Raw genomic sequence first — 24,534 nt, 5'->3', positions numbered from 1 at the left:
ATGCTGATTCCTGTGATTCTCTCCGGCGGTGCCGGGACCCGTTTGTGGCCGGTGTCCCGCGAAGGCCATCCCAAGCCGTTCATGACCCTGCCCGACGGTCAATCGCTGCTGGGCAAGACCTATCGGCGTGCGGCCGGTTTGCTCGATGGCTGGGGCGATATCGTCACGGTGACCAACCGCGACTACTACTTCCAGAGCAAGGATCACTATCAGGACGCGCGCCTGGAGCGCCATCGCGGGCATTTTCTGCTCGAGCCGACGGGCCGCAATACAGCCCCGGCCATCGCGGCGGCCGCCCTTTCGCTACAAGCCCTGCACGGCGACGAAGCGATCATGGTGGTGATGCCTGCCGACCATCTGATTCTCAACGAAGACGCCTTGAACAGCGCGGTCGAGCACGCCGTGACGCTGGCCAAAGCGGGTCATCTGGTGACGTTCGGCGTAATACCGAAAGCCCCGGAAACCGGCTTCGGCTACATCGAAACCGGTGCACCGCTGGATGACAAAGGCGCGGCCAAGGTGCAGCGCTTCGTCGAGAAACCCGACCTGCAAACCGCCACGCATTATCTGGAGAGCGGTAATTTCCTGTGGAATTCGGGGATGTTCTGCTTCTCGATCGCCACACTGCTGGCTGAATTGCACCTTCACGCCCCCGCGCTGCTGGAACAAGCCCGCGTCTGCATGGCCGCCAGTGCACCGGTGGAAACCGGTGGTTGCCTACAACAGGAACTGTCGCCAACGCACTTCGCCGAAATCACCGACATCTCCATCGACTACGCCTTGATGGAGCGCTCCGACAAAGTGGTCGTGGTGCCGGCCTCTTTCGACTGGAGCGACATCGGTTCCTGGGGCGCCGTGGCGGCACTGGTGCCGGCCGATGCGCAGAATAATCGCGCCAGCGGCGATGCGATCTTCATCGACAGCCATAACAACTTCATCCAGAGCGAAGACCGGTTGGTCGCCGCAGTGGGTGTGGATAACCTGATCATCATCGACACCGCCGACGCGGTGCTGGTGGCCCACGCCGACCGCGCCCAGGATGTGCGCCGGGTGGCCCGGCAGCTCAAGGATGAAAAGCACGAAGCCTATCGCCTGCACCGCACAGTCAGCCGACCTTGGGGCACTTACACCGTGCTCGAGGAAGGTCCGCGCTTCAAAATCAAACGTATCGTGGTCAAGCCCGGGGCCAAGTTGTCGTTGCAGATGCATCACCACCGCAACGAACACTGGGTGGTGGTCGAAGGCATGGCCAAAGTCACCAACAACGGTTCCGGGTCGCATCTGGTGGCCAAGAACGAGTCGACGTTCATTGCCGCCGGGCACAGGCACCGTCTGGAAAACCCCGGCGTGATCGACCTGGTGATCATCGAAGTGCAAAGCGGCGAATATCTGGGGGAGGACGATATCGTTCGCTTCGAAGACCAATACGGCAGGACGGTTTGAATGCTGCTTTCCCTGTATCGCTCGCTGTGGGGCTATCGAGGTTTCATCCTCGGTAGCGTCAAGCGAGAGTTTCAAGCGCGTTATCGCAATTCGCTGTTCGGTGCCTTGTGGACCGTGCTCAACCCGCTGTCGATGATCGTCGTCTACACGGTGATTTTTTCCCACATCATGCGCGCACGCTTGCCGGGTGTGGACGACGGCATGGCCTACAGCATCTACCTCTGCGCCGGGTTGCTGACCTGGGGCCTCTTCTCGGAAATCACCCTGCGCAGCCAGAACATGTTTCTGGAAAACGCCAACCTGCTGAAGAAAATCAGTTTCCCGAGAATCTGCCTGCCGGTGATTGTGCTGTTCAATGCCGGCATCAACTTCGCCATCATCATCGGTCTGTTCCTGGGCTTTCTGCTGATCACCGGGCGCCTGCCGGGCATGGCCCTGCTCGCGTTGCTGCCGCTGATGGCCCTGCAGGTGATGTTCTGCGCCGGGCTGGGAATGATCCTCGGTGTGCTGAACGTATTCTTTCGCGATGTCGGGCAATTTTTCGGCATCTGCCTGCAATTCTGGTTCTGGCTGACGCCGATCGTGTACCCGATGAGCATCCTGCCCGAGTGGGTCCAGCGGCTGTTGCAACTCAACCCGCTGACGAACCTGATTGGCAGTTACCAGAACCTTTTCCTCTACGGCCAATGGCCGGTCTGGAGTTCCCTGCTGCCGGTCTTCGTGATCGGTCTATTGTTCTGCGTGATCGGGCTGCGGCTGTTTCGTCAGCGGGTCGGCGAAATGGTGGATGAACTCTGATGGGACACATACGCGTGACCGGCCTGGGCAAGGCCTACAAGCAATACCCCACACGCTGGAGCCGACTGGCCGAGTGGCTGATCCCGTTTGCACCGATCCGCCATCGCCAGCACTGGGTGCTGCAAGGCGTGGCATTCGAGATCGCTCCCGGTGAAGCGGTGGGCATCGTCGGGGTCAACGGTGCCGGCAAAAGTACCTTGCTGAAGATGATCACCGGCACCACCCAACCCACCTGTGGGCAGATCCAGCTCGAAGGCCGCGTTGCCGCCCTGCTGGAACTGGGCATGGGCTTTCACCCCGATTTCACCGGCCGGCAAAACGCGGTCATGGCCGGGCAATTGCTGGGCATGCAGGTCGAAGAAATCGAAACCCTGATGCCGCAAATCGAACACTTCGCGGAAATCGGCGAAGCCATCGACCACCCGGTGCGCACCTATTCCAGCGGCATGCAGATGCGCCTGGCGTTCAGCGTGGCCACCGCGCGGCGCCCGGATATCCTTATCGTCGACGAAGCGTTGTCGGTGGGCGACGCCTACTTTCAGCACAAGAGCTTCGATCGCATCCGCAGCTTCCGCAAGGCCGGCACCACGTTGCTGATCGTGTCCCACGATCGCTCGGCGATCCAGTCGATCTGCGACTCGGCGATCCTCCTGGAAAACGGCCGCATGGCCATGCACGGCAAGCCCGAAGCCGTCATGGATTACTACAACGCCCTGCTCGCCGAGCGCGAAGGCCAGACGGTGCGTCAGGAAATACTCGCGGACGGCCAAGTGCAAACCGTTTCCGGCACCGGTGAAGCCGGGATCCTCAGCGTGCGCATGCTCGATGAGCGCGAACGCGCCATCGATGCCGCCGAAGTCGGCCAGCCGGTGGTGCTTGAGGTGCAAGTCGAAGTGCGCCAGGACATCGAACGCCTGGTGCTGGGTTTCATGATCAAGGATCGCCTGGGCCAGGCCATGTACGGCATCAATACCCATCGCCAGGACCTCGCCCTCACTGACCTGCAGGCCGGCGAGCGGGTGACTTACCGCTTTGCCTTCGTCATGGGCCTGGGCAAGGGCAACTACTCCGTGGCCCTGAGCCTGTCGCGGCTGGACTCGCACCTGGACCGCAATTTCGAGTGGCGCGATTACGGTCTGGTGTTCCACGTGATCAACAACCGACACGAAGACTTCGTTGGCTGCTCGTGGCTGGGGGCAAAAACCACCATTACTCGCACAGCCGAATCGATTGTTTCGGAGAACACGCCATGACCCGTCTGCTGGTGGAATGCACGTACGTGTTCCAGCACCCCAAGGTCAATTCGGGCATTCAACGGGTGGTGCGCAACGTCATCAATCAGTTGCCTGAACGCGTCGACGGCGTCGAGTGCATCCCGGTGGTGATGCTTAAGGGCAAGCTCTACCGGGTTCTGAAACTGAGCCCTTCGGGCATCCCTTTTTTCAACGGGCTGATGGAGTTCGGTGGGCGCCTGGAGCGATTGGCCCATCGTTGCTGGCAACTGCACCAGCGCCTCGACAAGCGCTGCGCATCGCGATGGACCCGGCGTGCGTTGTATGTAGCCTACCGCCTTACGGCACTGGCGGGCTTCAGCGTACCGTTGCGTGTGATCGACCGGATCAACCAATATCACCTGCCCAAACGTTGCTCGCCGCTGCAGCATCAACCGGGCGATCAATTGGTGTTGCTGGATTCGTCCTGGCACGCCGATTTTTTCCCGTTGGCCGAACAGCTCAAACGCGAAGGCGTGGGCATTGTCTCGGTGATCTACGACCTGATTCCCCTGACCCACCCGCAGTTCTACGACACGCGACTGGTGCAGATTTTCAACGAATGGTTCGACTGGATCGCTAAAACCGCCGACGGCTACGTGGCGATTTCCGCCACGGTGCGCGATCAGGTGCGCGAGGAATTGCATCGTCGAGTCGGTCCTGCCATCGCCGACACCTTGTGGTTCGACTATTTCCACCTGGGCTCCGAGCTGGACCTGCGCGACGAAACCGCCGCCATCGAAACACGCCTGACACGGCTGTTCGAGACCCCGGAACCGGTGTTCCTGATGGTCAGCACCATCGAGCCACGCAAGAACCACGACTACTTGCTCGATGCCTTTGAACTCGCCTGGGCCGCAGGCTCGAAAGCCCGGTTGTGCATCGCCGGGCGCATTGGCTGGAAATGCGATGCCCTGCTCGCTCGAGTGCGCAATCACCCGCAGCTGAATACGCGACTGTTCATGTTTAACGACCTGAGCGACACCAGCCTGGAGCACGCCTATTCCCACGCCAGTGCGCTGGTGTTTCCGTCCTACGTCGAAGGCTTTGGCCTGCCGCTGGTGGAAGCCATGCAGCGCGGCCTGCCGGCCATGGGCAGCGACATCCCGGTCTTCCGCGAAATAGGCGGCGAGTTCATGGCGTACTTCGACCTGGCCGAACCACAAAGCCTGGCCGATCTGGTCACTCGATTCGAGAGCAGCAAACTATTCCCGGCCGCCCGCGATGTGGCGGACTGGCGATGGATCGGCTGGCGTGAAGCCAGTGCGCAACTGGCCGAACGAACCCTGCGCAACCTTGGGGAAACACCCGTGGTGCAAGAGAGGCAACATGCGAATTGCCCTTAACGCCCGAATTCTCCAGGCTCCGCGCACCGGCATCGGCCATTACGTCGCCGAACTGGTGAATGCCCTGGCTGGTGAGCCAGACGTCGAGTTGTCGCTGTTCCATGGCTGGGGATGGAGTTCTTCGCTACCCGATGCCGCCATGCCCGGCTACTCGCGACTGACGCCGTTGCTGCGGCAAATACCCGGGGCGTATCAGGCTCGACGCTGGCTGGCGCAGAAACGCTTTGATCAAGGCCGCGCCAAAGCGATCGACCTTTATCACGAACCCAGTCTGTGGCCGTTATCGTTCGACGGCCCGACGGTCATCACCCTGCATGACCTGACGCACTTGCACTATCCCGAGACGCAACCGCCGGCACGCCTGCGAGAAATCGAGCGGCGCCTGGCCGATGGCGTCCAACGGGCGCAGCTTATTCTCACCGATTCGCAGTACATTGCCGACGAGGCTCAGGCCTGGTTCGCACTGCCGGCCGAGCGTTTTGTGGTTGCCCCGCTGGGCGTGGCGGCACGTTTCCACCCCCGCGAACCCGAGGCCATCGATGCGGTGCTCAAGGCTCACGGGGTCGAGATGCGCGATTATTTTCTCTGCGTCGGCACTTTGGAACCACGCAAGAACCTGACCCTGGCCCTGCGCGCCCACGCCCAACTTCCGGAAGCATTGCGTCAGCGCTTTCCGCTGTTGATCGTCGGCATGGCCGGCTGGCAGCGCGAACAGTTCAGCGATGAACTGCGCCAGGCATTAGCCAATGGTCATGTGTGTTTACTGGGTTATCTGCCCGACGAGCAGGTCGCGCAGCTGTTGGCGGGCGCCCGGGCGCTGATTTTCCCGTCGCTCTATGAAGGCTTCGGTCTACCGGTGCTGGAGGCCATGGCCAGCGGCACGCCGGTCATCCTGACCCGACGTTCGGCCATGCCCGAAGTCGCAGGCGTTGCGGGCAACTATATTGAACCTGACGATCCAGACGGCCTGCGCGATGCCATGCGCCAACTGATCGATGATCACGCACATTGGCAGGCATGCTCGAACGCCGGATTGCAGCAGGCAAGCTTATTTTCCTGGGAGCGTTGCGCGAAGATCACCGCCCGCGCCTACCGCCAGGCTATGGGAGGTTGAATGCGAGTTCTTCATTTTTTCAAGACGTACCTGCCTGATTCGGTCGGCGGGATCGAACAAGTGATCTTCCAGTTGTGCGAAAGCGGCGCCCAGCATGGCATTGAAAGCCAAGTGTTGACCCTCAGTGCCGATCCGACACCGCCGGTGGTGCAACTCGGGCAGCACGAAGTTCATCGGGCCAAACTCGATATTCAATTCGCTTCCACAGGTTTTTCTTACAGCGTCTTCAAGCAATTTCGCGAAATGGCCGCCGAGGCGGACGTGGTCAATTACCACTTCCCGTGGCCATTCATGGACCTGGTGCATTTCTTCAGCGCCATGAACAAACCCAGCGTAGTGACCTACCACTCGGACATCATTCGCCAGAAACACCTGCTCAAACTTTACCGGCCACTGATGAACCGCTTCCTCGCCAACGCTGACCGGATCGTCGCCGCGTCTCCCAACTATCTGCACACCAGTGACGTACTGCAGCAGTTTCGGGACAAGACTCGCGTCATTCCCTATGGCCTGAACAAGGCCGGTTATCCACAGGCCGATAACGACCGCATGGACCATTGGCGGCAAAAGCTTGGGGATAAGTTTTTCCTGTTTGTAGGGGTGATGCGCTATTACAAAGGCCTGCACATTCTGCTCGAGGCCTTGAAAGACGTGGATTATCCAGTGGTAATCATTGGCGCCGGGCCGCTGGAAACCGAACTGCACGCCCAGGCCGCGGCGTTGGGTTTGCGCAATATTCACTTTCTCGGGCGTCTTGGCGACGAAGACAAAGTCGCGCTGCTGCAACTGAGTTACGCAATTGTATTTCCGTCGCACCTGCGCTCCGAAGCGTTCGGCATCTCTTTGCTCGAAGGCGCGATGTACGGCAAACCGATGATCTCCAGCGAAATCGGCACCGGCACCAGCTACATCAACATCCACAACGAAACCGGGCTGGTAGTGCCGCCGAGTCATCCACAGGCGTTCCGCGAAGCCATGCGCACGCTGTGGGAAAACCCGATGCTTGCGGCCGAAATGGGCGTGAAGGCTGAGGCCCGTTATCGGCAGTTGTTCACGGCGGAAGAAATGGGTCGCAAGTGGACGGAGTTGTACGAAGAACTGCTGGAAGAAAAATCCCTGTCCTACGCCTGAATCCGTAGGAGCGAGGCTTGCCCGCGAAGGCGACGTATCAGCCGACATCAATGTTGAATGGCAGGCCGCCTTCGCGGGCAAGCCTCGCTCCTACAAGGGATCAGCTGTGTGGCGCAGGTTTGGGTATGTTCACGTTATCCAGCATCCTGTTCACCGCCAGTTCTGCCAGCATGACGATCTGTTGAATCGCCATCACCGCGTGCCGGTGCGGCCCTTCCAGATACCCCGCAATATCACTCGCCATTACACTGGCCTGGGCCAACGATTCACAGGTATGGGCCAACAGGTCTTCGTCTTTGATATCCGGCGCAACGATAAACATCGTGCTCGGCTTGCGGGTCGCGGGTGATTTGAGGGCGGAGGGGTTGAGGTAGTGATCGAGCGCTCGGTTAGCGGCTTCGTTGAGTTTTTTTGAATTGAGGGATTCGTAAGGGGAGGTACTGTCCGCTTCAGGCGGATTTGGTGTCGGCTTGAACATGGCAAAGATCCTTAAAGAGATGGAGCTGCCATTTTTCGTTTTCCAGACGAAAAGGGTGGCAGCTGTACGCGGACTGGAAAAACCGGTAAAGGATCAAACCCGGCAGACCCGAAGGTCTCCCACGCACAGCCGCCATAACTGCGGTGCTCAAAATGAGCCGCATTATGTCATCTGCTTTGTTCCAGACCCGATCGCTGATGTGCAGCGACCCCCAAAGCCTATCCACTTCACTTCCCACCCGACAACCGTCAAAACCTGTCGGAAACCTCCCCCTAAAATCATCGTTTGTAGGACTGCCTGAAGATCAAAAGATCGCAGCCTTCGGCAGCTCCTACGCGGGATTTGTTTACACCCTGTAGGAGCTGCCGAAGGCTGCGATCTTTTTCTAAAGGGCCCCGCTGCCACCCAGGGCCTGGGCTTGCAGGCGTGCGTTCGCCTGCGCCCAAGTCCCAGTCAGCAAACTTTTGGGGGACACACCGTCAAAGCGCCAACGCAAGGCCAGCGCCGCGGGCCGCCGCACTACGCGCTCCACCTCGAATGTCCACAGCCGCTCGGCCCCTAGAAAGGCTTCGACCTGTGGGCCTTCAAGGATGATGTGCGTGCGACCGCTGAGTTGCAGCAGGTCACCGGAATCGAAATCGATGAACAGCAAACCGGCTCGAGGATTGATCAGCAGGTTGCCCAGGGTATTGAAGAACATATTGCCGGCGAAGTCCGGGATGGTCAGGCGATTGCCCTCGACCTGGACGAAACCGGCCTGGCCACCCCGATGAGAAACGTCCACCGAGCGTTGGTCATCGACGTCCACATAACTGGCAACAAAGAAGGTATCGGCGCTGGCGATCATGGCTTTGGCCGCGTCATCCAGCCCGTGGAGATGCTGCGCGACACGGGTCACAGGATCCGCCAAGGGCACCGAGCGAAACTGGCGCAATTGAATGTATTGCGGGCAATTGCCGAAAGATTGCTCCACCGTCACCTCGAAGCCGCTCGCCGTTACAGCGTCGACCCGACCATTGAGACGGTTGCGACGTCGGGTGTGCAGTTCGATACCGAGCAGACCGATCGCCGCCCCATCTTGCAGTTGTGCAGGGTCGTCGTGGCCAGGCAGGCTGCCGAACTGCAACAGCGCAGGCTCCGGAGAATGGGCAAAACCTGGCTGCCCTTCAAGAATACTGGCCCAAGGGTTGCCGTCAGCATCAACCGCGCCGTACAGCATGAACGGCAGTTGCTGATAGAAGGTGCGGTGCTGATCCGGCATCTCGCTGCGAATCACCCTACGACCTAATGTGTCCATTCGCTCGGCGACACCCATGTGAGCCTGCAACTGGGTCTCGCCTGCGTGCCAAGGTGAACGTTCCATAACGGCTTCTCCCCTGCGCTCATCGCGCATAAAAACGGCCCGACTGAATCGGACCGTGAACATCAGGCGGTTTTTTGCAAACCGGCAACGGTGCGCGGCATGCCGACAAACCCTGGCAAGGCTTCAATCTGCGCCAGCCACGCGCGGATGTTGGCGTAGTCATCCAGCGACACATTGCCTTCCGGTGCATGGGCGATGTAGCTGTACGCAGCGATGTCGGCGATGGTCGGTTCGCTACCAACCAGATAGGGCGTTGCGCCCAGTTCCTGATCGATCACTTTGAGCCAGGTGTGGGCATAAGCGATCACCTCTTGCGCATTGAAAGGCGCACCAAACACCGTGATCAGCCTTGCTCTGCCCGGGCCAAAGGCAATCGGCCCGGCGGCGACCGACAACCAGCGCTGAACCTTGGCCGCACCGACCGGGTCGGTTGGCAGCCAGCGACCGTTGCCGTATTTCAGCGCAAGGTAAACCAGGATCGCGTTGGAATCGGCCAGCACCACGCCTTGATCATCAATCACCGGAACCTGACCGAACGGGTTGAGCGCAAGAAAATCCGCTTGCTTGTGAGCGCCCTTGGCCAAATCGACAAAGATCAGCTCGGTCGGCAGTTGCAGCAGCGACAGCATCAGCTCCACACGGTGAGCGTGGCCAGAACGGGGGAAATTGTAGAGTTTGATGGCTTGCATGGTCGACTCCGCTGGGTGGTGGCGTCGTCCAGGAAGATCAGCGCCTATAGAGGGCCATCTTCCATCCGCAACCAAAGCAACAGAATAACCAGCAAACGCAATCCATTATTTCAGCCAGTGCAATAACCCTTCAGCCATGCAGCGCCGGGTGTTCGCGCAGTACGTTCACCGCGAAGTCGACAAAACTACGGACCCGCACCGGGGCCTTGCGCCCACCTTGGTAGACCACATGAATGGGCAGCGGGGGCAGTTCGAAGTCGGCCAGAACAATTTCCAATTCACCGGCGGCGACCTTGCTCGCCACTTGATACGACAGTACTCGGGTCAGGCCAAGCCCCATGGCAGCGGCCGTGATAGCCGCCTGATTGGCGGTGACCACAAGACGCGGTTCCGGACGAACGCTGATCGGCTCTCCCCCGTCAAGGAACGGCCAGCTTCTGTGCTGCCCAATGGACGAGGTGGCGATAATCGGGGCTGCGCTCAAATCTGCAGGATGCCGAGGCCGGCCACGGTCAGTCAGGAATCCGGGGGAAGCGCAGATCACCCGCCGCACTTCGCCCACGCGAATTGCATGTTGGTTACTGTCAGGCAACTCACCGATGCGCACAGCCACATCGATGCCCTCCTCGACCATGCTCACCACCCGGTCGACCAGTAGAGCGTTGATGCTGACTTCAGGGAATTGAGTCAGGTAACCGACCATGACCGGCGTAACGAACAAATCACCGAACAATACCGGCGCCGTGATCGTCAGTTGCCCACGGGGTTGGGCGTGACTGCCGGCGGCCGAATCCTCCGCTTCCTGCACCTCGGTGAGAATTCTCCGACAGTCCTCCAGATAACGCTGACCCGCCTCACTCAAATGCACGCTGCGGGTGGTACGCGTCAGCAACTGGGTGCCGATGCGTTTCTCCAACGCCGCCACGGCGCGGGTGACACTGGCCGCCGACATCCCCAATCGCCGCGCCGCGGCTGAGAAGCCTTGCTCCTGGGCTACGGTGGCGAAGACTTGCATTTCCTGGAATCGGTCCATCGGTGTCCTCGGCCAGTCGTGTGCCGCCACCCGACACACTTAGACCCGGGGGACGATGGATCAAGAGACGGGTTTGATCCAGTCCCACAGGGCAGCATCGTTGAAGTCCCGGATAATACTCCGGGCACCGGCCTCGCGAAGCTGGTTTTCTTGCAGCCCGGCCAGCATGCCAAAGGTATGGATGCCGGCCGCCGAAGCCGATTGCACACCGGCCAGCGAGTCCTCGAAGGCAATCGCATCACTCGCCTCGACACCGAGTATTTCCAGGGCGGTGAGGTACGGCATCGGATGCGGTTTGCCGCGTGCCAGTTCGCCACCAATCACCAACGTATCGAAGCGGTCGGCAATCCCCATTCCGCTCAGCATGGCCACTGCATTTTCACGCGGGGCATTGGTCACCACAGCCACGGGAATGCTGGCGGCGTCGGCATAGTCAAGAATGCGCAGCACCCCGGGCACAGGATGGGTTTCACCCAATTGAGCGCGGAACATTGTCTCTTTTTCCGCCGCCAGTGCCGCGTATTGCGCTACGGGCATATCGGGAAACAACCCGCCGAAGATCATGTCGTCCGGAAAGCCCATGACATTTGCTTTGTAATAGCTGATGTCCATCGAGCGGTCCCAGCGCGCCAACAATTGATTGTAAGCATTGAGGTGTAACTCATCGGTATCGATGAGGGTGCCATCCAGGTCGAACAACAGTGCAGAGATAACCAATTGACACTTACTCCTGTCGAATAACCGCATTGCCTGTGGATAACGCGCCGCGCAACCCCAGCACAACCGGCAACATGAGAATGGGGTACACAATCAACAAACTGAAGGCGGCTTCTACGCCTATCCGTTCCGAGAGCAGGCCGAGCAGAAACGGCGCCAGCAACAACGCCACCCCCACCGCTTGCGATGCCTGGGTACTGAGCGCGGAACTGGCGCGGGGCGCGATGCTCATCGCCGAGCCCAGGATCAGCGGGAAAAAATTGCCCAGGCAGGCACCCAGTACAAAGGTGAAAGCGGTCGTGGCCCATCGCTCTTGCGTGAAGTACAACACCAACAACGTGGCGATTGCCCCCAGCATTACCGCCACCAGCAGCGTCAGCGGTGTGATTGCGCGCAACGCATAGCTGCTGGCCAGGCGACCGCAGACCGTACCTGCGAAATACACACTCATCAAGGTCGCCGCTGCCGAGGCGCTGATCTGCACATGGGTTTTCATGTACTCGGCGCCCCAGAAACCGACGCCCCATTCCGCCGAAATCCCCAGGATTACCAACGCCCACAGGCTCAGCTGCAACCGTCGTCCAAGAGGCAGGCTATCCTTGCCCTGCACAAGCCGAACGTCATGTGGCGACCCCGCGTCCATTCGATACGCCGTGCGCGACGCCACCACCAGCAGGATCGCACACACCGCAACGACCAGTGGCGCCACCCGCCAAGACCAATCGACGGCTGTCGCGCCGCCCACCAGCAAGGCGCCGCCCAGCACGCAAAGACCGGCAACCACGTGGGCCGCCACCAGTTTTGCCGCTGCTTGTTCCTGATAGCGAGCGCCCAGCATGGCTTGGCCAACCGCCATGACCAACCCACCCGACAACCCCATCAACATCGCGGCAAGAAGCGTCATCGGCAGGTAATTGGCCAGGCTGAACAAACCGCTGGCAACCACGATCGAGGCAATCGCGATTTGCCCCATGCCGATGGATAACGAACGCCGCTCCAGCCAGCGATACGGAAAGCCGACTAAGGCCAGGCCCAACGCGTAGGCGGCAAAATGCAAACCGGTCCAGCGCAGGTCCAGCCCGAGTTCACCGCGCAAAAAAGGCATGATCGGACCCAACATGCCTTGCTGGGCGCCGAAGAGCCCGAACATCAGGTAGATGCCCCAGGGATGTCCGTCGACGGGTACGGGCCAGTCGTTGCGCGTGGTATCAGTCATGGGCAACTTACTCATCGAGCACTCGTTCAGCAAAGAGGGAATGCCACTGCGCGCAACGGGCAATCTTCGCCTGACTGGCCTTTTGCGCATCCAGCGCCTGCAAGTCGCTGACCTTCAGTTCGCCACCCGAAACACCGCCCAACACCACTTTGCCGAAGCGGCGACTGATCGCCGCCGCCGCGGGTGTGAGCATCCAGCCGAGCGCTTGCTGTGCCTGCACAGCCTTGGCCGAACCGGCACGACAACCGAACACTTCATACTCGTAGCAGCGCGCATCATCGGGCACGCACCAGCGTAGCGAAGGATGTTCCTGGGCGGCCCGGGTAGCCGCCGTTGACACGGTCACCCCCAGCCACGCCTGACTGGCAAGCACCGCCTCGATCGGCGCGGTGGACGAACCGCTGATCGACGGCTGCAACCGGGCAATCGTGTCGAGCATCTCCCAGGCGCCGTCACCGTAATGCTCAAGGAGCGCACTCAGGTGCAGATAGCCTGCGCCCGAGCGCGCCGGATCCGGCAACGCAAGGCGCCCCGACCAGTGCGCGGCACAGAGGGCTTCCCACGTTGTGGGCGGCGCAAGACCTTGCTCTGCCAACACGTGCGGGTCGTAACAGAACGCCGGTACAAAACCGGATGGGCTGAACCAGCGTCGGTCTTGCGCAACCGCCGAGGAAGGCAAGGCCGAAACGTCCAGGTTGTCGAGGGGCATCAATAGCGACGCCAGTGCCGGGTCCAGCAACGCGGTGGCCGCCGTGCCCAGCAATAGGTCCCACAGCCCGGCGGTGTCGCTGCGCAAACGCTCGACCAGTTCGGCGGTTGACCAACGGGTAAGGCGCACGGGTAAACCGACGTGAGCAGCAATGCCGTCGACGAACTCGGCCAGTTCGGCGTTTTCCATTGAGCTGATCGCAATAAGCTCGTTCATGCTCACTCCAGTAGCCGGTGTAATTTGGCGTACTGCAAGAGCATGATCGTCTTGCCGTCACTGATAGCGCCTGTCTCGATCATGGCCAGGGCCTCGTCGAGGGGCAGTTCAAGCACCTCGACCTCTTCGCCCTCCGCTTCGACGCCGCCCCCCTCCCCCAGCTTGTCCTCGTCGAAATATTCGCCGACAAAGAAATACAAGCGTTCGGTCACCGATCCAGGGCTCATGAAAGCCTCGAAAATCTTGCGCACGTCTTTAATCCGGTAACCGGTTTCTTCCTCGGTTTCCTTGCGAATACAGGTGTGTGGATCGTCTCGATCCAGCAGGCCGGCGCAGGTCTCAATGAGCATGCCGTCGTGTTCGTTGACGAAGGCCGGGAACCGGAATTGCCGGGTCAGTACAACCGTCTGCTTCAACTTGCTGTAAAGCAGGATCGTCGCCCCGTTGCCACGGTCGTAGGTCTCCCGGGACATGTTTCGCCAGGTGCCGTCGCGGCCCTGGAAATCGTAAGTGGTTTTGCGCAGTACGTACCAGTTATCCGACAGTACCTCGACCTGCTTGATGCGCACGCGATCCTTGGTGGCAATGGCTTGATTCATGATTTCAATCCTTGTTCGATCTCAGGTGTATGGCGTTGGGTGCGACGGTCAGCAAACGATCCACCATGGCCGGGTCACGGTGTTCAGGCGCGGTCATCACCGCCGTATCAAGGGCGCGGTCACAGCCGCACGGGCAGGCACCGCGATGCTCGCCCAGACGCGAAACCGCCTCGGTGACCAATCGGCGAGTCAGGGTGAAGGTGTCGGCCATGCGTTGGGCGACGAGGGCGGCGTTCACATCCTCATGGGACTCATGCCAGCAATCGAAGTCGGTGGGGATGGCAATCATCGCGTAGCAAAGTTCGGCTTCGCGAGCCAGTTTCGCCTCGGGCATCGCGGTCATGCCGATGACAGTGCCGCCCCATTGGCGATAGAGGTTCGATTCGGCCCGGGTCGAAAATTGCGGCCCTTCCATCACGACATAAGTGCCGCTATCGAGTGCCTGAACATCCGTCGTTTTCACACTCTCAGCCAGGACAGCATGCATGCGCCCGCACACTGGATTGCCGAACGGCACGTGCCCTACCAGGCCTGGGCCGAAGAAGGTCTTGTCACGCTGGATGGTACGATCGATGAATTGATCTATCAGCACGAAACTGCCCGGTGGCGCATCGTGGCTGAGGCTGCCCACCGCACTGACCGATAACACTTGAGTGCAACCGACGTGACGTAGCGCAGCAATGTTGGCGCGCACATTGATTGAGGCGGGTGGAATCGTGTGCCCAACCCCATGACGCTGTACGAAGGCCACCGGCACGCCGTTGAGCGTGCCAAGGGTGATGGGGGAGGAAGGCTGGCCGAATGCGGTCTCGATTTCGACCAGGCGAATATCTTCCAGACCTGGCAGCTGCTGAAGACCGCTGCCACCAATAATGCCAATGCGTTGCACCTGTTGAAATTCCGTTGAGTTCGTCACGTATTGCCTCTCGTCTTCAGGATGGATTCTTCTTGTTCGGTGCTGACCAGCCGCTCGTACAGCTCCGAAAGCGCCGTCGGTGCGTTGCCCCGGCGCAACAGCAGGCCTTCACTGGCGTTGTTGCTGTAGCGCGGTTCGTGAATCTTCAGATGACGGTCGATTGCCGGCAGGTAATTCCAGCGCACCCCCGGATACAGCGAATGGGCCAGGTGATAGGCATCAGAGGTCGGCGCGATAAACACACGCACCATCCAGCCGCTCAGGCCGAAGTAGTCGGTGGGCCGACCGGCCAGGTATTCGAGATCACGTCGGTCCCTTGACGACCCTTCGATGAACCAGCGGTGTTCGGTAAGCAAGGAGACCCAGGCATAGACCGGGTACGACGTCAGCAACGGCAGCAACCAGCCAAACACCACACCTTTCCAGCCACCCGCCCAGTAAAGCAGCGCCGCCACGGCCATTACACTCAGCCAGCGGATCACCGTCGTCACCCGGGAATGATTCAACAGGCTGTTGCGCACCATCGTGCTCAGATTTACCCAGGCCCCGGCAGGGGTCAGCGGGTACAGCAACAAGCGATAGAAGCCACCCGGCGACAACCCGGCGACATAACCGCCGGCGTGCACGCGTGCGCGGTTGGGGTCCAGTTGCGGATGATTGGGGTTGCGATGGTGTTCGATGGTGTGCGCCTGGTGACGGCTGCGCATGTCGCGCTTGAATATCGGGAACTGATAGAACACGTTGCCCAGCCACCATTGCCAGGCGTGGTGCCGACACAAGGCGAAATGCACAGCGTTGTGCCCGAACTCTTGCAGCGCCCGCATGCGCCCGCCACTCCACAGCACCACCCCCAGCCACATCAACGGCGTGGAATAAATCGACGCGAGCAGCACGGCGGCGACGATATCCAGCCAGACCCAGATAAACGGCAACGGTGCGAACCATTCATCCAGCGGTCGGTAGTAATGCTCCTTGCGATCGGGCAGGCGCGGTTCCAGCTTCAGCAAACGCAGCACACGCTGCTTGTCGCGGTAATAAAAGGTGACCAGCGCACGCAATAGCAGCGTTGTCGCGATCAGGCAAACAAGAACAATCTGCGGTGTGGTCACGATCAGGCCTCCCCGAGTTCGATGACGCGCATGTCGTCGGGGCTGAAGCGGGTCAGCAACTCACCCAGTCCGTCGAACAGCATCGCGCCACTGCGACGCAGGCGATTGGCGTCCTGATGGCCGGTGGTAACCAACACCGGTTGCCAGCCCACGGAACGAGCGACATCAAAGTCATGCAGGGTATCGCCGACAAACAGGGTGCGAGCGGCCGGCGTGCCGAGGGTTTGCTGCAGGACGACTGCCTCGGCGACCTTGCTGGTCGCGTGATTGTGCGTCAGCCCCACCACGTGCTCGAAGCAATCGCGCAGGCCCTTGGCTTCCAGGGTTTGCAGAAGCACATCGCAGTGGGACGCCGACAGGATCGACACACCAATGCCTGCGCGCCGCGCCGCATCGAGTAACTCGAGGACACCGTCATGCAACCGACATTGCGCAACATTGGCGTCGAAATGCTCAAGGTAGCGCTGGACGATGATCGGGAACGGGGTCTGCGCAAAATCAAAACCCAACGACGCGTAGAAATCGGCGATGGGGAAATCGAACTTGGCCCGGTATTGAGCCGCGGTGATGGGCGCCACATCAAAATGCTCGCCACAGCGATTCACCGCGAAGACGGCCAGATCGATATCGTCGATCAAAGTACCGTTCCAATCGAACACCAGGTGTTCGATGCCAGAGAAGTGCAGGAGATCGTCGATCATTATCGAGTGTTCCCGGGAAAGATGGCATTGAGTGCGATACGCGACACAATCGCCGGTGAATAGAGCCGGCTGGGCTCCATCACCAGGTTGGTCACACCGATTTGCGTTTCGAGCGCGCGACGATTGCTCGCCGACAATTTGCCAAGGCCTGCGCCATACCAATGGTGGAAACAGGTACGCCAACTGCGCTCGCCCTGCGTCTGCGGAAAACGGAAATCCTCGGTGGTGGCCATGTTCCAGGCGCCATCGACCACACCACACAGCGAGGCCTGTAACTGTTGAAAACTGATCGATTGCCCCAGCACTGCATCGATGTGTTGATCGATGCAATCGGCTTCGAGGGCACCGATGGTCATGCCTTGGCTGTAGAGCGGATTCATGCTGCTCAGGGCATCGCCCACCACCAGCAGACCGGTCGGCCAGTGTTCGATACGGTCGTAATGGCGACGACTGCTGCCCGGCATCTTGAAGGTGAAAACGTCCGACAGCGGTTCGGCGTCGCGGATGACTTCATGGATATCCGGCACCGGTAGCGCGGCCAGGGCCTGCAAGAACTCGTCAGGGTCCTTGCCAGGAAAATTGCCGAACCATCCCCCGGTCGTCACCATCCACCGATCGCCTTCAATGGGGCTGATTACCCCCATGGAACTCTGCGCCGGTGCAGTGGGCAGCACCAGCAGCACCTGCCATTGCTCGGCGAAGGCCGGAAGGCGGCGATAGATGCGTGACGCGTAACCGAGCTCGGTCTTGACCACGCTGGTTTCGACCGCGCCGAACCCAGCCTCTTTCAGCCACGTTGGCAGGTGCGTGCCCCGGCCACTGGCGTCCACCACCAGATCGCAGGCCAGGCTGTGTTCGCCGGAGCCGCTGTCAATCACCACCCCGCTCACCGCACGCGGGTTGCTGTGGCCGGAAAACTCCAGACGCGTCACCCGCGCGCCGGAAAGCACCTCGACCCGTGGCACCTGCGACAGGCATCGGCGCAATTGGTTGTCGATCAGTCGACGACTGCAATAGTGCGCATAGATGCCGCTTCGGTAGCGGTTCTTCCAGCGTCCACCCTGATACCACTTCACATCATGGCCAAGGTCCGCAACTTGCGCACCGCTGTGCTCCAGCGCCTTGAGGATTCCGGGGAATATGCCCTCGATGATCTGCTTGCCACGCAACAGCAGCAGATGCACGTGATGCTCCTGGGGAATGCTCTGGCGCGGGCCGGTTTCGTCGTAGAAGTTGCTTTTTTCGATCACGGTGACGCGCTCGAAACGACGGGCGAGCACCGCGGCCGTCAGGCAACCGGTCACGCTGCCGCCGATCACCACCGCATGGCGGCCGCGACCGGCTGATTCAGGCGGGAGAGTAGTCATTGAGCACCTTGGCGATGTAATGCAGGTCGTCGTCCACCAGATCGGGGTGCAACGGCACTGTGGTCAGTGAACGCAGTAATCGGGCGGCGTTGGGGCAATCGCGCTGGTAGCGGGTCAACAGGGGCAACTGGTACAGCGGTTGGTTATCGTACTTGCCGATATCCGACTCGATACCGTGCCGCTGCTGGTAGTGCACCAGTTCGCGCCCATCGTGCCCGACGGCTTGCAGCAACAACGAATAGGCGTTGACTTCACCACCGGCGACCACCGGCATTTCCCGAAAGGCCGGGTTGTCCAGCATCCCCAGCAACCGCTCGCGATTGCGCTGGCGGTGCTGCAGGTTCGCACCGAGTTGACGCGAGCGCGCCAGACCCAGCGCCGCTTGCAGGCCACCGAGTTTCAGGTTGATGCCCAGGGTTTCGCCTGTCAGATTACCGAAGCGCGTGTAGGCGCGGATGCGCGCTGCCCGCTCATCATCATCGGTCATGACAAAACCACCTTCGCCGGTGGAGATGAACTTACAATCGTGGGTACTGAAACAGCTGATCTCGCCGTGATGGGCAAGCCAGGTGCCGTTCAGGCGCGTCATGTGGGCGTGGGCCAAGTCCTGAATCAGCGGAATGCCTGCCTCACGCAAATACGCCCAAGTGGCATCCGAGCGAATCGGATAACCCCACATTGGCACCTCGATCACCGCGCAGGTGCGATCACTGATGCAACGTCGCAGGTCCACTGGGTCGAGGCCGAAACTGTCCGGCGCCACATCGCAAAAAACCGGCATCAGCCCCAGGGACAAAATCGGCAGCACGGTACAGATCGGTCCTGTCGGTGCGACGATAACTTCATCCCCCGGACGGAAATCGACACCGGCCAGCGCGGCCGTCACCGACGCCGCGCCGGACGATACAGCAATCACATGCCGCACGCCGTACAGCGCCGCAAGCGCGGCCTCGTACTCGTCGACGATTTGCGAGGTGCCGGTCAGGCCGCTATGCAATGCCCGCTCAAGCTCCCGCAGATCGTCGGCCGTGGCGTGAGAGCATTTCTGCGCGATGGTTCGCGTTGAAACCGCCGCCAGACTCATTTCGACACCTTCATGCCGACCATGTCCCAGACCGCATCATCGGCAAACACCCGATCCACCATGCGCCGGAAGTTGGGGAACATCTTCAGGTTCGCCGTTTCCTTTTGCGTGAAGAACCGGGCGTGCTCCACCTCCCTGTTGTCAGGGACGCTGCGCAACTCGGTCGCCGTGACGTAAATCAGGTCCAGATGATAGTGCGGCCCGCGCTTGTCGTTGATGTATTCGCACAGAATCCGGTACGGCTGATGCAGCACCGTGACGTCGGTTTCGACATCGGCAAGCTCTTCATCGCGCTCACCGATCAGGTGGGCGCGAATCCCTGTTTCTTCGAAAATTTCCCGCAACACCGCCACGTCAGGGGTTTCGCCTTGCTCGATATGGCCGCCCGGGTACAGCCAGACGTCGAGCTTGCGGTGATGCAGCAGCAACATCTCCCGCTCCGGGTTCAGAACGAACCCGGACGCGGTGAAGTGCCGATCCAATTGCGAGCGATCGAGTGTGTCAGTCATTCACGGGGCACCGTACTGGTTGATGCGTTCGGCCATGTAGTCGAGCTCGGCCAGGGTGATGTCCGGATGCACCGGAATCGTCGTCATGCCCGCCAGCAAGGCTTCGGCATTCGGGCACTCATTGCGGTATTGGGTCAATGCCGGAAACTCATAGAGTGCCTTGCAACCGTAACGTTTGATGTCGGAGGGAATGCCGGCTTCGTCCAGATAATCGATGAAGGCGCGGTTATCGGCGAAGTGCAGTTCCAGGTTCAGGAAGTAGTAGTTCGGCACACCGCCATTAATGATTTTCTTCTCACGCACCTTGCTGTGATCCAGCTTGTCGAGGAAGTACGTCGCGTTCTCGCGGCGCTTCTCGATCTGACCGGCCAGGGACGCCAAACGACTGCCACCCAGCGCCGCTGGCAGCGCCGCAAGCTTGTAGTTCAGCCCGAAATCCTTGCCGTTAAGGTTGCCGAAACGGCTGTAATCGCGGCTGCGCTGGGCCAGCGCATCGTCGTCGGTCAGGATAAAACCGCCCTCACCGGTGGCCAGCGGCTTGCGTTCATGGGTACTGAAGCACGACAGGTCGCCATACTGCGAAAGCGGACGGCCATGCAGGGTTGTACCGTGGGAATGCGCCAGGTCCAGAATGAGCTTGATACCCAATTTATGGGTGAGGTCGCGCAACTCATCGACTTCGGTCGGATAGCCCCACATCGGGATATCGATGATCGCCCGGGTACGAGGAGTCATGCGGGCCTTGATCGATGCCGGATCGGCGCCAAAACCATGGGTGCGGGTGTCGACGAAAATCGGATTGGCGCCGGCAGCAATGATCGGGTAAATGGTGCACAACGGGCAGCTCGGGGTCAGCAGCACATCATCGCCCGGACCTACGCCAGCGGCATAAATTGCCACGCTCAGCGCTGCACCGCCCGACGAAACGGCAATCGCATGCCGAGCGTCGAACCACTGGGCAAGCTTGCTTTCGTACTCGGTCACCACATCGCTGGTGCCCGACAGCGGACGCTCCAGGGTTTGTTGCATGGTCAGCAGGTCGTCGGCATACACCGGGCGATACTTATCAGAAACAGACACTCGGGCAGTCGCGACATTGGATTGATTAGAAGGCATTGAATCAGGCTCCGACTTGGGCTTTGGATTTCGCGAAATGGTCAGCGCGCAGGGGAAGCACCGGCGCGATATCACGTTGGCTATCGGCGTAGCAGATTTGCTCGATCACTTTGAAGGTCGGCAGCAGGCTTTCGAAATTGGCCTCGTACGGTGCGTGATTGCGCACGGCGTCGAAGAACTTCTCCAACTCACCGAAATAGCCGCTGCGTTCATACCCGGAGTCCAGCGGACCAGGCTGCCAGGCCCCGCGCCAGCGCTTGGCAGTGCCGGTTGCACTGGTGCCATGCTCCGGCTCGTGCATGGTGATATTCCACAGGTTGTTCAACTCGACCATCATCGATTTGGAGCTGACGATCTTCATGTCGAACTCGAAATACGGGAACATCGTGCCGCTCAACAGACTCACCGTGGCACCGGTCGAGAATTGCAATTCCAGGCTCACCAACAGTGAGTCGTCATGCCGTTGAACCCGTGATTCGATGTCACGCAGCTCACCGCCGCCGAATGTCACCCCCAAGTCGATCGTATGGATCGCTTGAGCCAGCAGGAAGGAACGCAGTGTCGAATCCAGGCCCCAGAGTGGTGCCGTGGGTTTGCTGGCGTAATGGTTGAGTTGGATGTGTACGACTTTGCCGAACTGTTCGGTGCGGGTGATATCGCGCAACTGACGCATCGGCTTGGCAAACTTGAAGTTCATGCCCACGCCAGTGATCACATTGGTCTGACGGCTGACCTCAATCAGGTTTTCCAGCTCAGCCAGGGTGAAGCACGGTGGTTTTTCGACAAACACATGGACGCCCTTGGCCATGGCCTTGAGCGAAAGATCTCGATGCGCCTGGGGTGGACAAGCCATGACGACGGCGTCGAGCGTGCCTGTATCGAGCATATGGTCGAAATCGTCGGTAATAACGACATCCGAGATAAAGCGGTGGATTTGCGCGGCTCGGGTAAGGTCGCTGTCACATACGGCGACAATCCGAATGTCCGGCATTTGCAATAGGGTCGGCAGCAAATTTTCTTGCATCTGATTGCCGAGACCAACGATGCCAACTCTGAGTACTGTCATTACCATCTCCATCCTGGAAAAGTGGGTGCTGCGTACGTAGAAATGTTGGACGAACGTGTACACGGATTCCGACTGGCTTTATTTTCCAGTAAGCCAAAAGAATCCAGCGTTCGTTTTGAACCCTTGCAGGTGCTTCTTTTAGATCGATAGCTCGCAATGACGATGATCATCATCGCGCGGTCTATCGGGGCTGTTACCTGAGGTTGCCAAAGCCGTGTGCCTTGACGATTGCCGCGTGGAACAGGCATGCCATCGGGTAGCCTGACTGTCGGCGGAAGCCGGTGTTACGCCGCCGAAGCGGTGATGGAGGGGATCCCTGGATCGGGCCTTCAGCGAGGTGTCTGGGTCCGGATTTGTTGCCCATCGAGCAAAAGCCTTCATGAGCCGGCCGCAGGTTCCATCAGCAATGGAAAAGCGACTTTCTTGCAAATAATCATGCATGAGCGAAATCATCCTTGAACATCATTTTCTTCCCTGAGACGCAGGTACTCGAACTCCGCGAGTCCCCTGCGACGCCATATTGATAGCAAGCTTTTCAATATGGCTTTAGGTTTAGACCACGATTGGTAACACCGCCAATTAATCTGCTAGACCAAGTATTTATATAGATCTGATGAATACCAGCCTATAGATTCTGAAGGTTCAGAATGCACAAGGCCCCGGAAGTCGTCATGACTTGCGGGGCCTCATCAGGAGCAGTCGCTGCGGCCTTACTCTACCGTCACCGACTTCGCCAAGTTACGCGGCTGGTCAACGTCAGTACCTTTCAATACAGCGACGTAGTACGAGAGCAGCTGCAGCGGAATGGTGTAGAGAATCGGCGACAGGATGTCGTGGATGTGCGGCATCTGAACGACATGAGTGCCTTCGCCATTGGTCATGCCAGCCTGCTCGTCAGCGAAGACGATCAGTTCACCGCCCCGGGCGCGGACTTCCTGGAGGTTGGACTTCAGCTTCTCCAGCAACTCGTTGTTCGGCGCCACGGTGACCACCGGCATGTCGTTATCCACAAGCGCCAACGGGCCATGTTTTAGTTCGCCCGCCGGGTAGGCTTCCGCGTGGATGTAGGAGATTTCCTTGAGCTTGAGGGCTCCTTCCATCGCCACCGGGAATTGCGCACCGCGACCGAGGAAAAGCGTGTGGTTCTTCTCGGCGAACAGCTCGGCGATTTTCTCCACGGTGCTGTCCATTGCCAGGGCTTCGCCCAAACGGGTCGGCAGGCGACGCAGTTCTTCGACCAGTGTGGCTTCGACGCCTTCGGCCAACGTACCGCGAACCTGACCCAGAGACAGGGTCAGCAACAGCAGGCCAACCAGCTGAGTGGTGAAGGCTTTGGTCGAGGCCACGCCGATTTCACGACCGGCCTGGGTCAGCAGCGTCAGGTCTGATTCACGCACCAGAGAACTAATGCCGACGTTGCAAATCGCCAGGCTGGAAAGGAAACCCAGCTCTTTGGCATTGCGCAGGGCGGCCAATGTGTCGGCAGTTTCACCTGACTGGGAGATGCTCACGAACAGGGTGTCGGGCTGCACCACTACTTTGCGGTAGCGGAATTCGCTGGCGACTTCGACCTGACACGGAATGCCGGCCAGTTCTTCGAGCCAGTAACGGGCAACCATGCCGGCGTGATAGCTGGTGCCGCAGGCGACGATCTGTACATTGCGCACCTTGGCGAACAGCTCGGCAGCTCCTGGGCCGAATGCCTCGACCAGCACCTGGTTATGGCTCAGACGACCTTCGAGAGTGCGCTGTACCACGACCGGTTGCTCGTGAATTTCCTTGAGCATGTAATGGCGGAATTCGCCCTTGTCAGCCGCTTCGGCACCGTCGCGGTACTGAACGCTTTCACGCTCGACGAGCGCGCCATCGATGTCCCAGATCTGCACGCTGTCGCGGCGAATTTCGGCGATATCACCTTCTTCCAGGTACATGAAACGGTCGGTCACCTGACGCAGCGCCAACTGATCGGAGGCCAAGAAGTTTTCACCCATGCCCAGACCGATCACCAGTGGGCTGCCACTGCGGGCCGCCACCAGGCGATCTGGTTGAAGGGCGCTGATCACCGCCAGGCCGTAAGCACCGTGCAGCTCTTGCACGGTCGCTTTCAGGGCTACCGTCAGGTCGGGTTGCAGCTTGAGTTTTTCGTGCAGCAAATGCGCGATGACTTCAGTGTCAGTGTCCGACGTGAAAATGTGGCCCAACGCCTTGAGTTGCTCACGCAGGGCTTCATGGTTTTCGATGATGCCGTTGTGCACCACCGCCAGATCACCGGAAAAATGCGGGTGAGCATTGCGTTCACACGGCGCGCCGTGGGTCGCCCAGCGGGTATGGGCAATGCCCAGACGGCCGACCAGAGGCTCTTCGATCAGCGCCTGTTCCAGTTCGCTGACCTTGCCCGGACGACGCGTGCGCAAGAGTTTTTCGTCGTTGGTGTACACCGCCACACCGGCGCTGTCATAGCCGCGGTATTCCAGGCGCTTGAGGCCTTCGAGCAGGATGGCGGTAACGTTACGTTCTGCGACTGCACCGACAATTCCACACAT

22 protein-coding genes and 1 pseudogene are annotated in these 24,534 nt (G+C 59.9%); 6 read left to right on the top strand and 17 right to left on the bottom strand.

The genetic code is table 11. The features are described from left to right. From NHU87_RS03925 to NHU87_RS03900, 6 genes are read left to right on the top strand one after another with little or no spacing between them, the layout of a single operon-like run. Window positions 1–1,443, top strand: coding sequence for a mannose-1-phosphate guanylyltransferase/mannose-6-phosphate isomerase (locus NHU87_RS03925; RefSeq protein WP_253545819.1), 1,443 nt, complete (start codon window positions 1–3; stop codon window positions 1,441–1,443). Next, window positions 1,444–2,241: an ABC transporter permease gene (locus tag NHU87_RS03920; protein WP_253545817.1), complete on the top strand. Its 798-nt coding sequence runs from the start codon at window positions 1,444–1,446 to the stop codon at window positions 2,239–2,241. It begins immediately after the preceding gene. Beyond that, window positions 2,241–3,494 (top strand): ABC transporter ATP-binding protein, encoded by a 1,254-nt coding sequence (locus NHU87_RS03915; protein WP_253545815.1) that lies wholly within the window; start codon window positions 2,241–2,243, stop codon window positions 3,492–3,494. Before NHU87_RS03920 ends, NHU87_RS03915 begins: the two co-directional genes overlap by 1 nt. After that, window positions 3,491–4,858: a glycosyltransferase family 4 protein gene (locus NHU87_RS03910; RefSeq protein ID WP_253545813.1), complete on the top strand. Its 1,368-nt coding sequence runs from the start codon at window positions 3,491–3,493 to the stop codon at window positions 4,856–4,858. The genes NHU87_RS03915 and NHU87_RS03910 overlap by 4 nt, the downstream gene beginning before the upstream one ends. After that, window positions 4,842–5,972: a glycosyltransferase family 4 protein gene (locus NHU87_RS03905; RefSeq protein WP_253545811.1), complete on the top strand. Its 1,131-nt coding sequence runs from the start codon at window positions 4,842–4,844 to the stop codon at window positions 5,970–5,972. Before NHU87_RS03910 ends, NHU87_RS03905 begins: the two co-directional genes overlap by 17 nt. Further along, window positions 5,973–7,103, top strand: coding sequence for a glycosyltransferase family 4 protein (locus tag NHU87_RS03900; RefSeq protein WP_253545809.1), 1,131 nt, complete (start codon window positions 5,973–5,975; stop codon window positions 7,101–7,103). Window positions 7,104–7,203: 100 nt separating this feature from the next. Here NHU87_RS03900 and NHU87_RS03895 read toward each other — a convergent pair whose 3' ends face one another. From NHU87_RS03895 to glmS, 17 genes and pseudogenes are all read right to left on the bottom strand, one after another. Beyond that, complete coding sequence (locus NHU87_RS03895) at window positions 7,204–7,581, bottom strand: DUF6124 family protein (RefSeq protein WP_253545807.1); 378 nt, start codon at window positions 7,579–7,581, stop codon at window positions 7,204–7,206. A gap of 403 nt (window positions 7,582–7,984) precedes the next feature. Beyond that, window positions 7,985–8,944 (bottom strand): annotated as a pseudogene (locus tag NHU87_RS03890) (FAD-binding oxidoreductase); the annotation flags it as partial. 62 nt (window positions 8,945–9,006) lie between these two features. Continuing rightward, complete coding sequence (locus NHU87_RS03885) at window positions 9,007–9,633, bottom strand: glutathione S-transferase family protein (protein WP_253545805.1); 627 nt, start codon at window positions 9,631–9,633, stop codon at window positions 9,007–9,009. A gap of 130 nt (window positions 9,634–9,763) precedes the next feature. Beyond that, on the bottom strand, window positions 9,764–10,666 hold the full coding sequence (locus NHU87_RS03880; RefSeq protein ID WP_253545803.1) for a LysR family transcriptional regulator: 903 nt from the start codon (window positions 10,664–10,666) through the stop codon (window positions 9,764–9,766). 60 nt (window positions 10,667–10,726) lie between these two features. Beyond that, window positions 10,727–11,383 carry an HAD family hydrolase gene (locus tag NHU87_RS03875; RefSeq protein ID WP_253545801.1) on the bottom strand — a complete coding sequence of 219 codons (657 nt, stop codon included), beginning with the start codon at window positions 11,381–11,383 and terminating at the stop codon, window positions 10,727–10,729. Window positions 11,384–11,390: 7 nt separating this feature from the next. Then, on the bottom strand, window positions 11,391–12,599 hold the full coding sequence (locus NHU87_RS03870; protein WP_437180818.1) for an MFS transporter: 1,209 nt from the start codon (window positions 12,597–12,599) through the stop codon (window positions 11,391–11,393). A gap of 7 nt (window positions 12,600–12,606) precedes the next feature. Next, window positions 12,607–13,524 carry an ABC transporter substrate-binding protein gene (locus tag NHU87_RS03865; protein WP_253545797.1) on the bottom strand — a complete coding sequence of 306 codons (918 nt, stop codon included), beginning with the start codon at window positions 13,522–13,524 and terminating at the stop codon, window positions 12,607–12,609. 2 nt (window positions 13,525–13,526) lie between these two features. Then, the gene (gene nudK, locus NHU87_RS03860) at window positions 13,527–14,123 is read right to left on the bottom strand and encodes a GDP-mannose pyrophosphatase NudK (RefSeq protein ID WP_038980451.1); all 597 of its coding nucleotides are present in this window, start codon (window positions 14,121–14,123) and stop codon (window positions 13,527–13,529) included. Window positions 14,124–14,127: 4 nt separating this feature from the next. Beyond that, entirely contained in the window at window positions 14,128–15,039 is a 912-nt protein-coding gene (mtnP, locus tag NHU87_RS03855) for an S-methyl-5'-thioadenosine phosphorylase (protein WP_253545795.1), read from the bottom strand. Beyond that, window positions 15,036–16,148, bottom strand: a complete 1,113-nt coding sequence (locus tag NHU87_RS03850; RefSeq protein WP_253545793.1) for a fatty acid desaturase family protein — start codon at window positions 16,146–16,148, stop codon at window positions 15,036–15,038. The genes mtnP and NHU87_RS03850 overlap by 4 nt, the downstream gene beginning before the upstream one ends. Window positions 16,149–16,150: 2 nt before the next feature. Further along, the gene (locus NHU87_RS03845; protein ID WP_253545791.1) at window positions 16,151–16,849 is read right to left on the bottom strand and encodes an HAD family hydrolase; all 699 of its coding nucleotides are present in this window, start codon (window positions 16,847–16,849) and stop codon (window positions 16,151–16,153) included. After that, window positions 16,849–18,216, bottom strand: coding sequence for an NAD(P)/FAD-dependent oxidoreductase (locus NHU87_RS03840; RefSeq protein WP_253545789.1), 1,368 nt, complete (start codon window positions 18,214–18,216; stop codon window positions 16,849–16,851). Before NHU87_RS03840 ends, NHU87_RS03845 begins: the two co-directional genes overlap by 1 nt. Then, window positions 18,197–19,300 (bottom strand): DegT/DnrJ/EryC1/StrS family aminotransferase, encoded by a 1,104-nt coding sequence (locus tag NHU87_RS03835; protein WP_253545787.1) that lies wholly within the window; start codon window positions 19,298–19,300, stop codon window positions 18,197–18,199. Before NHU87_RS03835 ends, NHU87_RS03840 begins: the two co-directional genes overlap by 20 nt. Next, on the bottom strand, window positions 19,297–19,809 hold the full coding sequence (locus tag NHU87_RS03830; RefSeq protein WP_038980441.1) for an NUDIX hydrolase: 513 nt from the start codon (window positions 19,807–19,809) through the stop codon (window positions 19,297–19,299). Before NHU87_RS03830 ends, NHU87_RS03835 begins: the two co-directional genes overlap by 4 nt. Beyond that, complete coding sequence (locus NHU87_RS03825) at window positions 19,810–20,925, bottom strand: DegT/DnrJ/EryC1/StrS family aminotransferase (protein ID WP_367399007.1); 1,116 nt, start codon at window positions 20,923–20,925, stop codon at window positions 19,810–19,812. It lies immediately after the preceding gene. Between the two features lie 4 nt (window positions 20,926–20,929). After that, window positions 20,930–21,991 carry a Gfo/Idh/MocA family protein gene (locus tag NHU87_RS03820; protein WP_253545783.1) on the bottom strand — a complete coding sequence of 354 codons (1,062 nt, stop codon included), beginning with the start codon at window positions 21,989–21,991 and terminating at the stop codon, window positions 20,930–20,932. Between the two features lie 710 nt (window positions 21,992–22,701). Then, a complete protein-coding gene (glmS, locus tag NHU87_RS03815) occupies window positions 22,702–24,534 on the bottom strand; it encodes a glutamine--fructose-6-phosphate transaminase (isomerizing) (RefSeq protein ID WP_253545781.1) in 1,833 nt (610 codons plus the stop codon).

It is taken from the genome of Pseudomonas mandelii, from assembly GCF_024138395.1.
GTDB classification, from domain to species: domain Bacteria; phylum Pseudomonadota; class Gammaproteobacteria; order Pseudomonadales; family Pseudomonadaceae; genus Aquipseudomonas; species Aquipseudomonas mandelii_E.
This window is presented reverse-complemented; position numbering and strand designations above follow the sequence as displayed.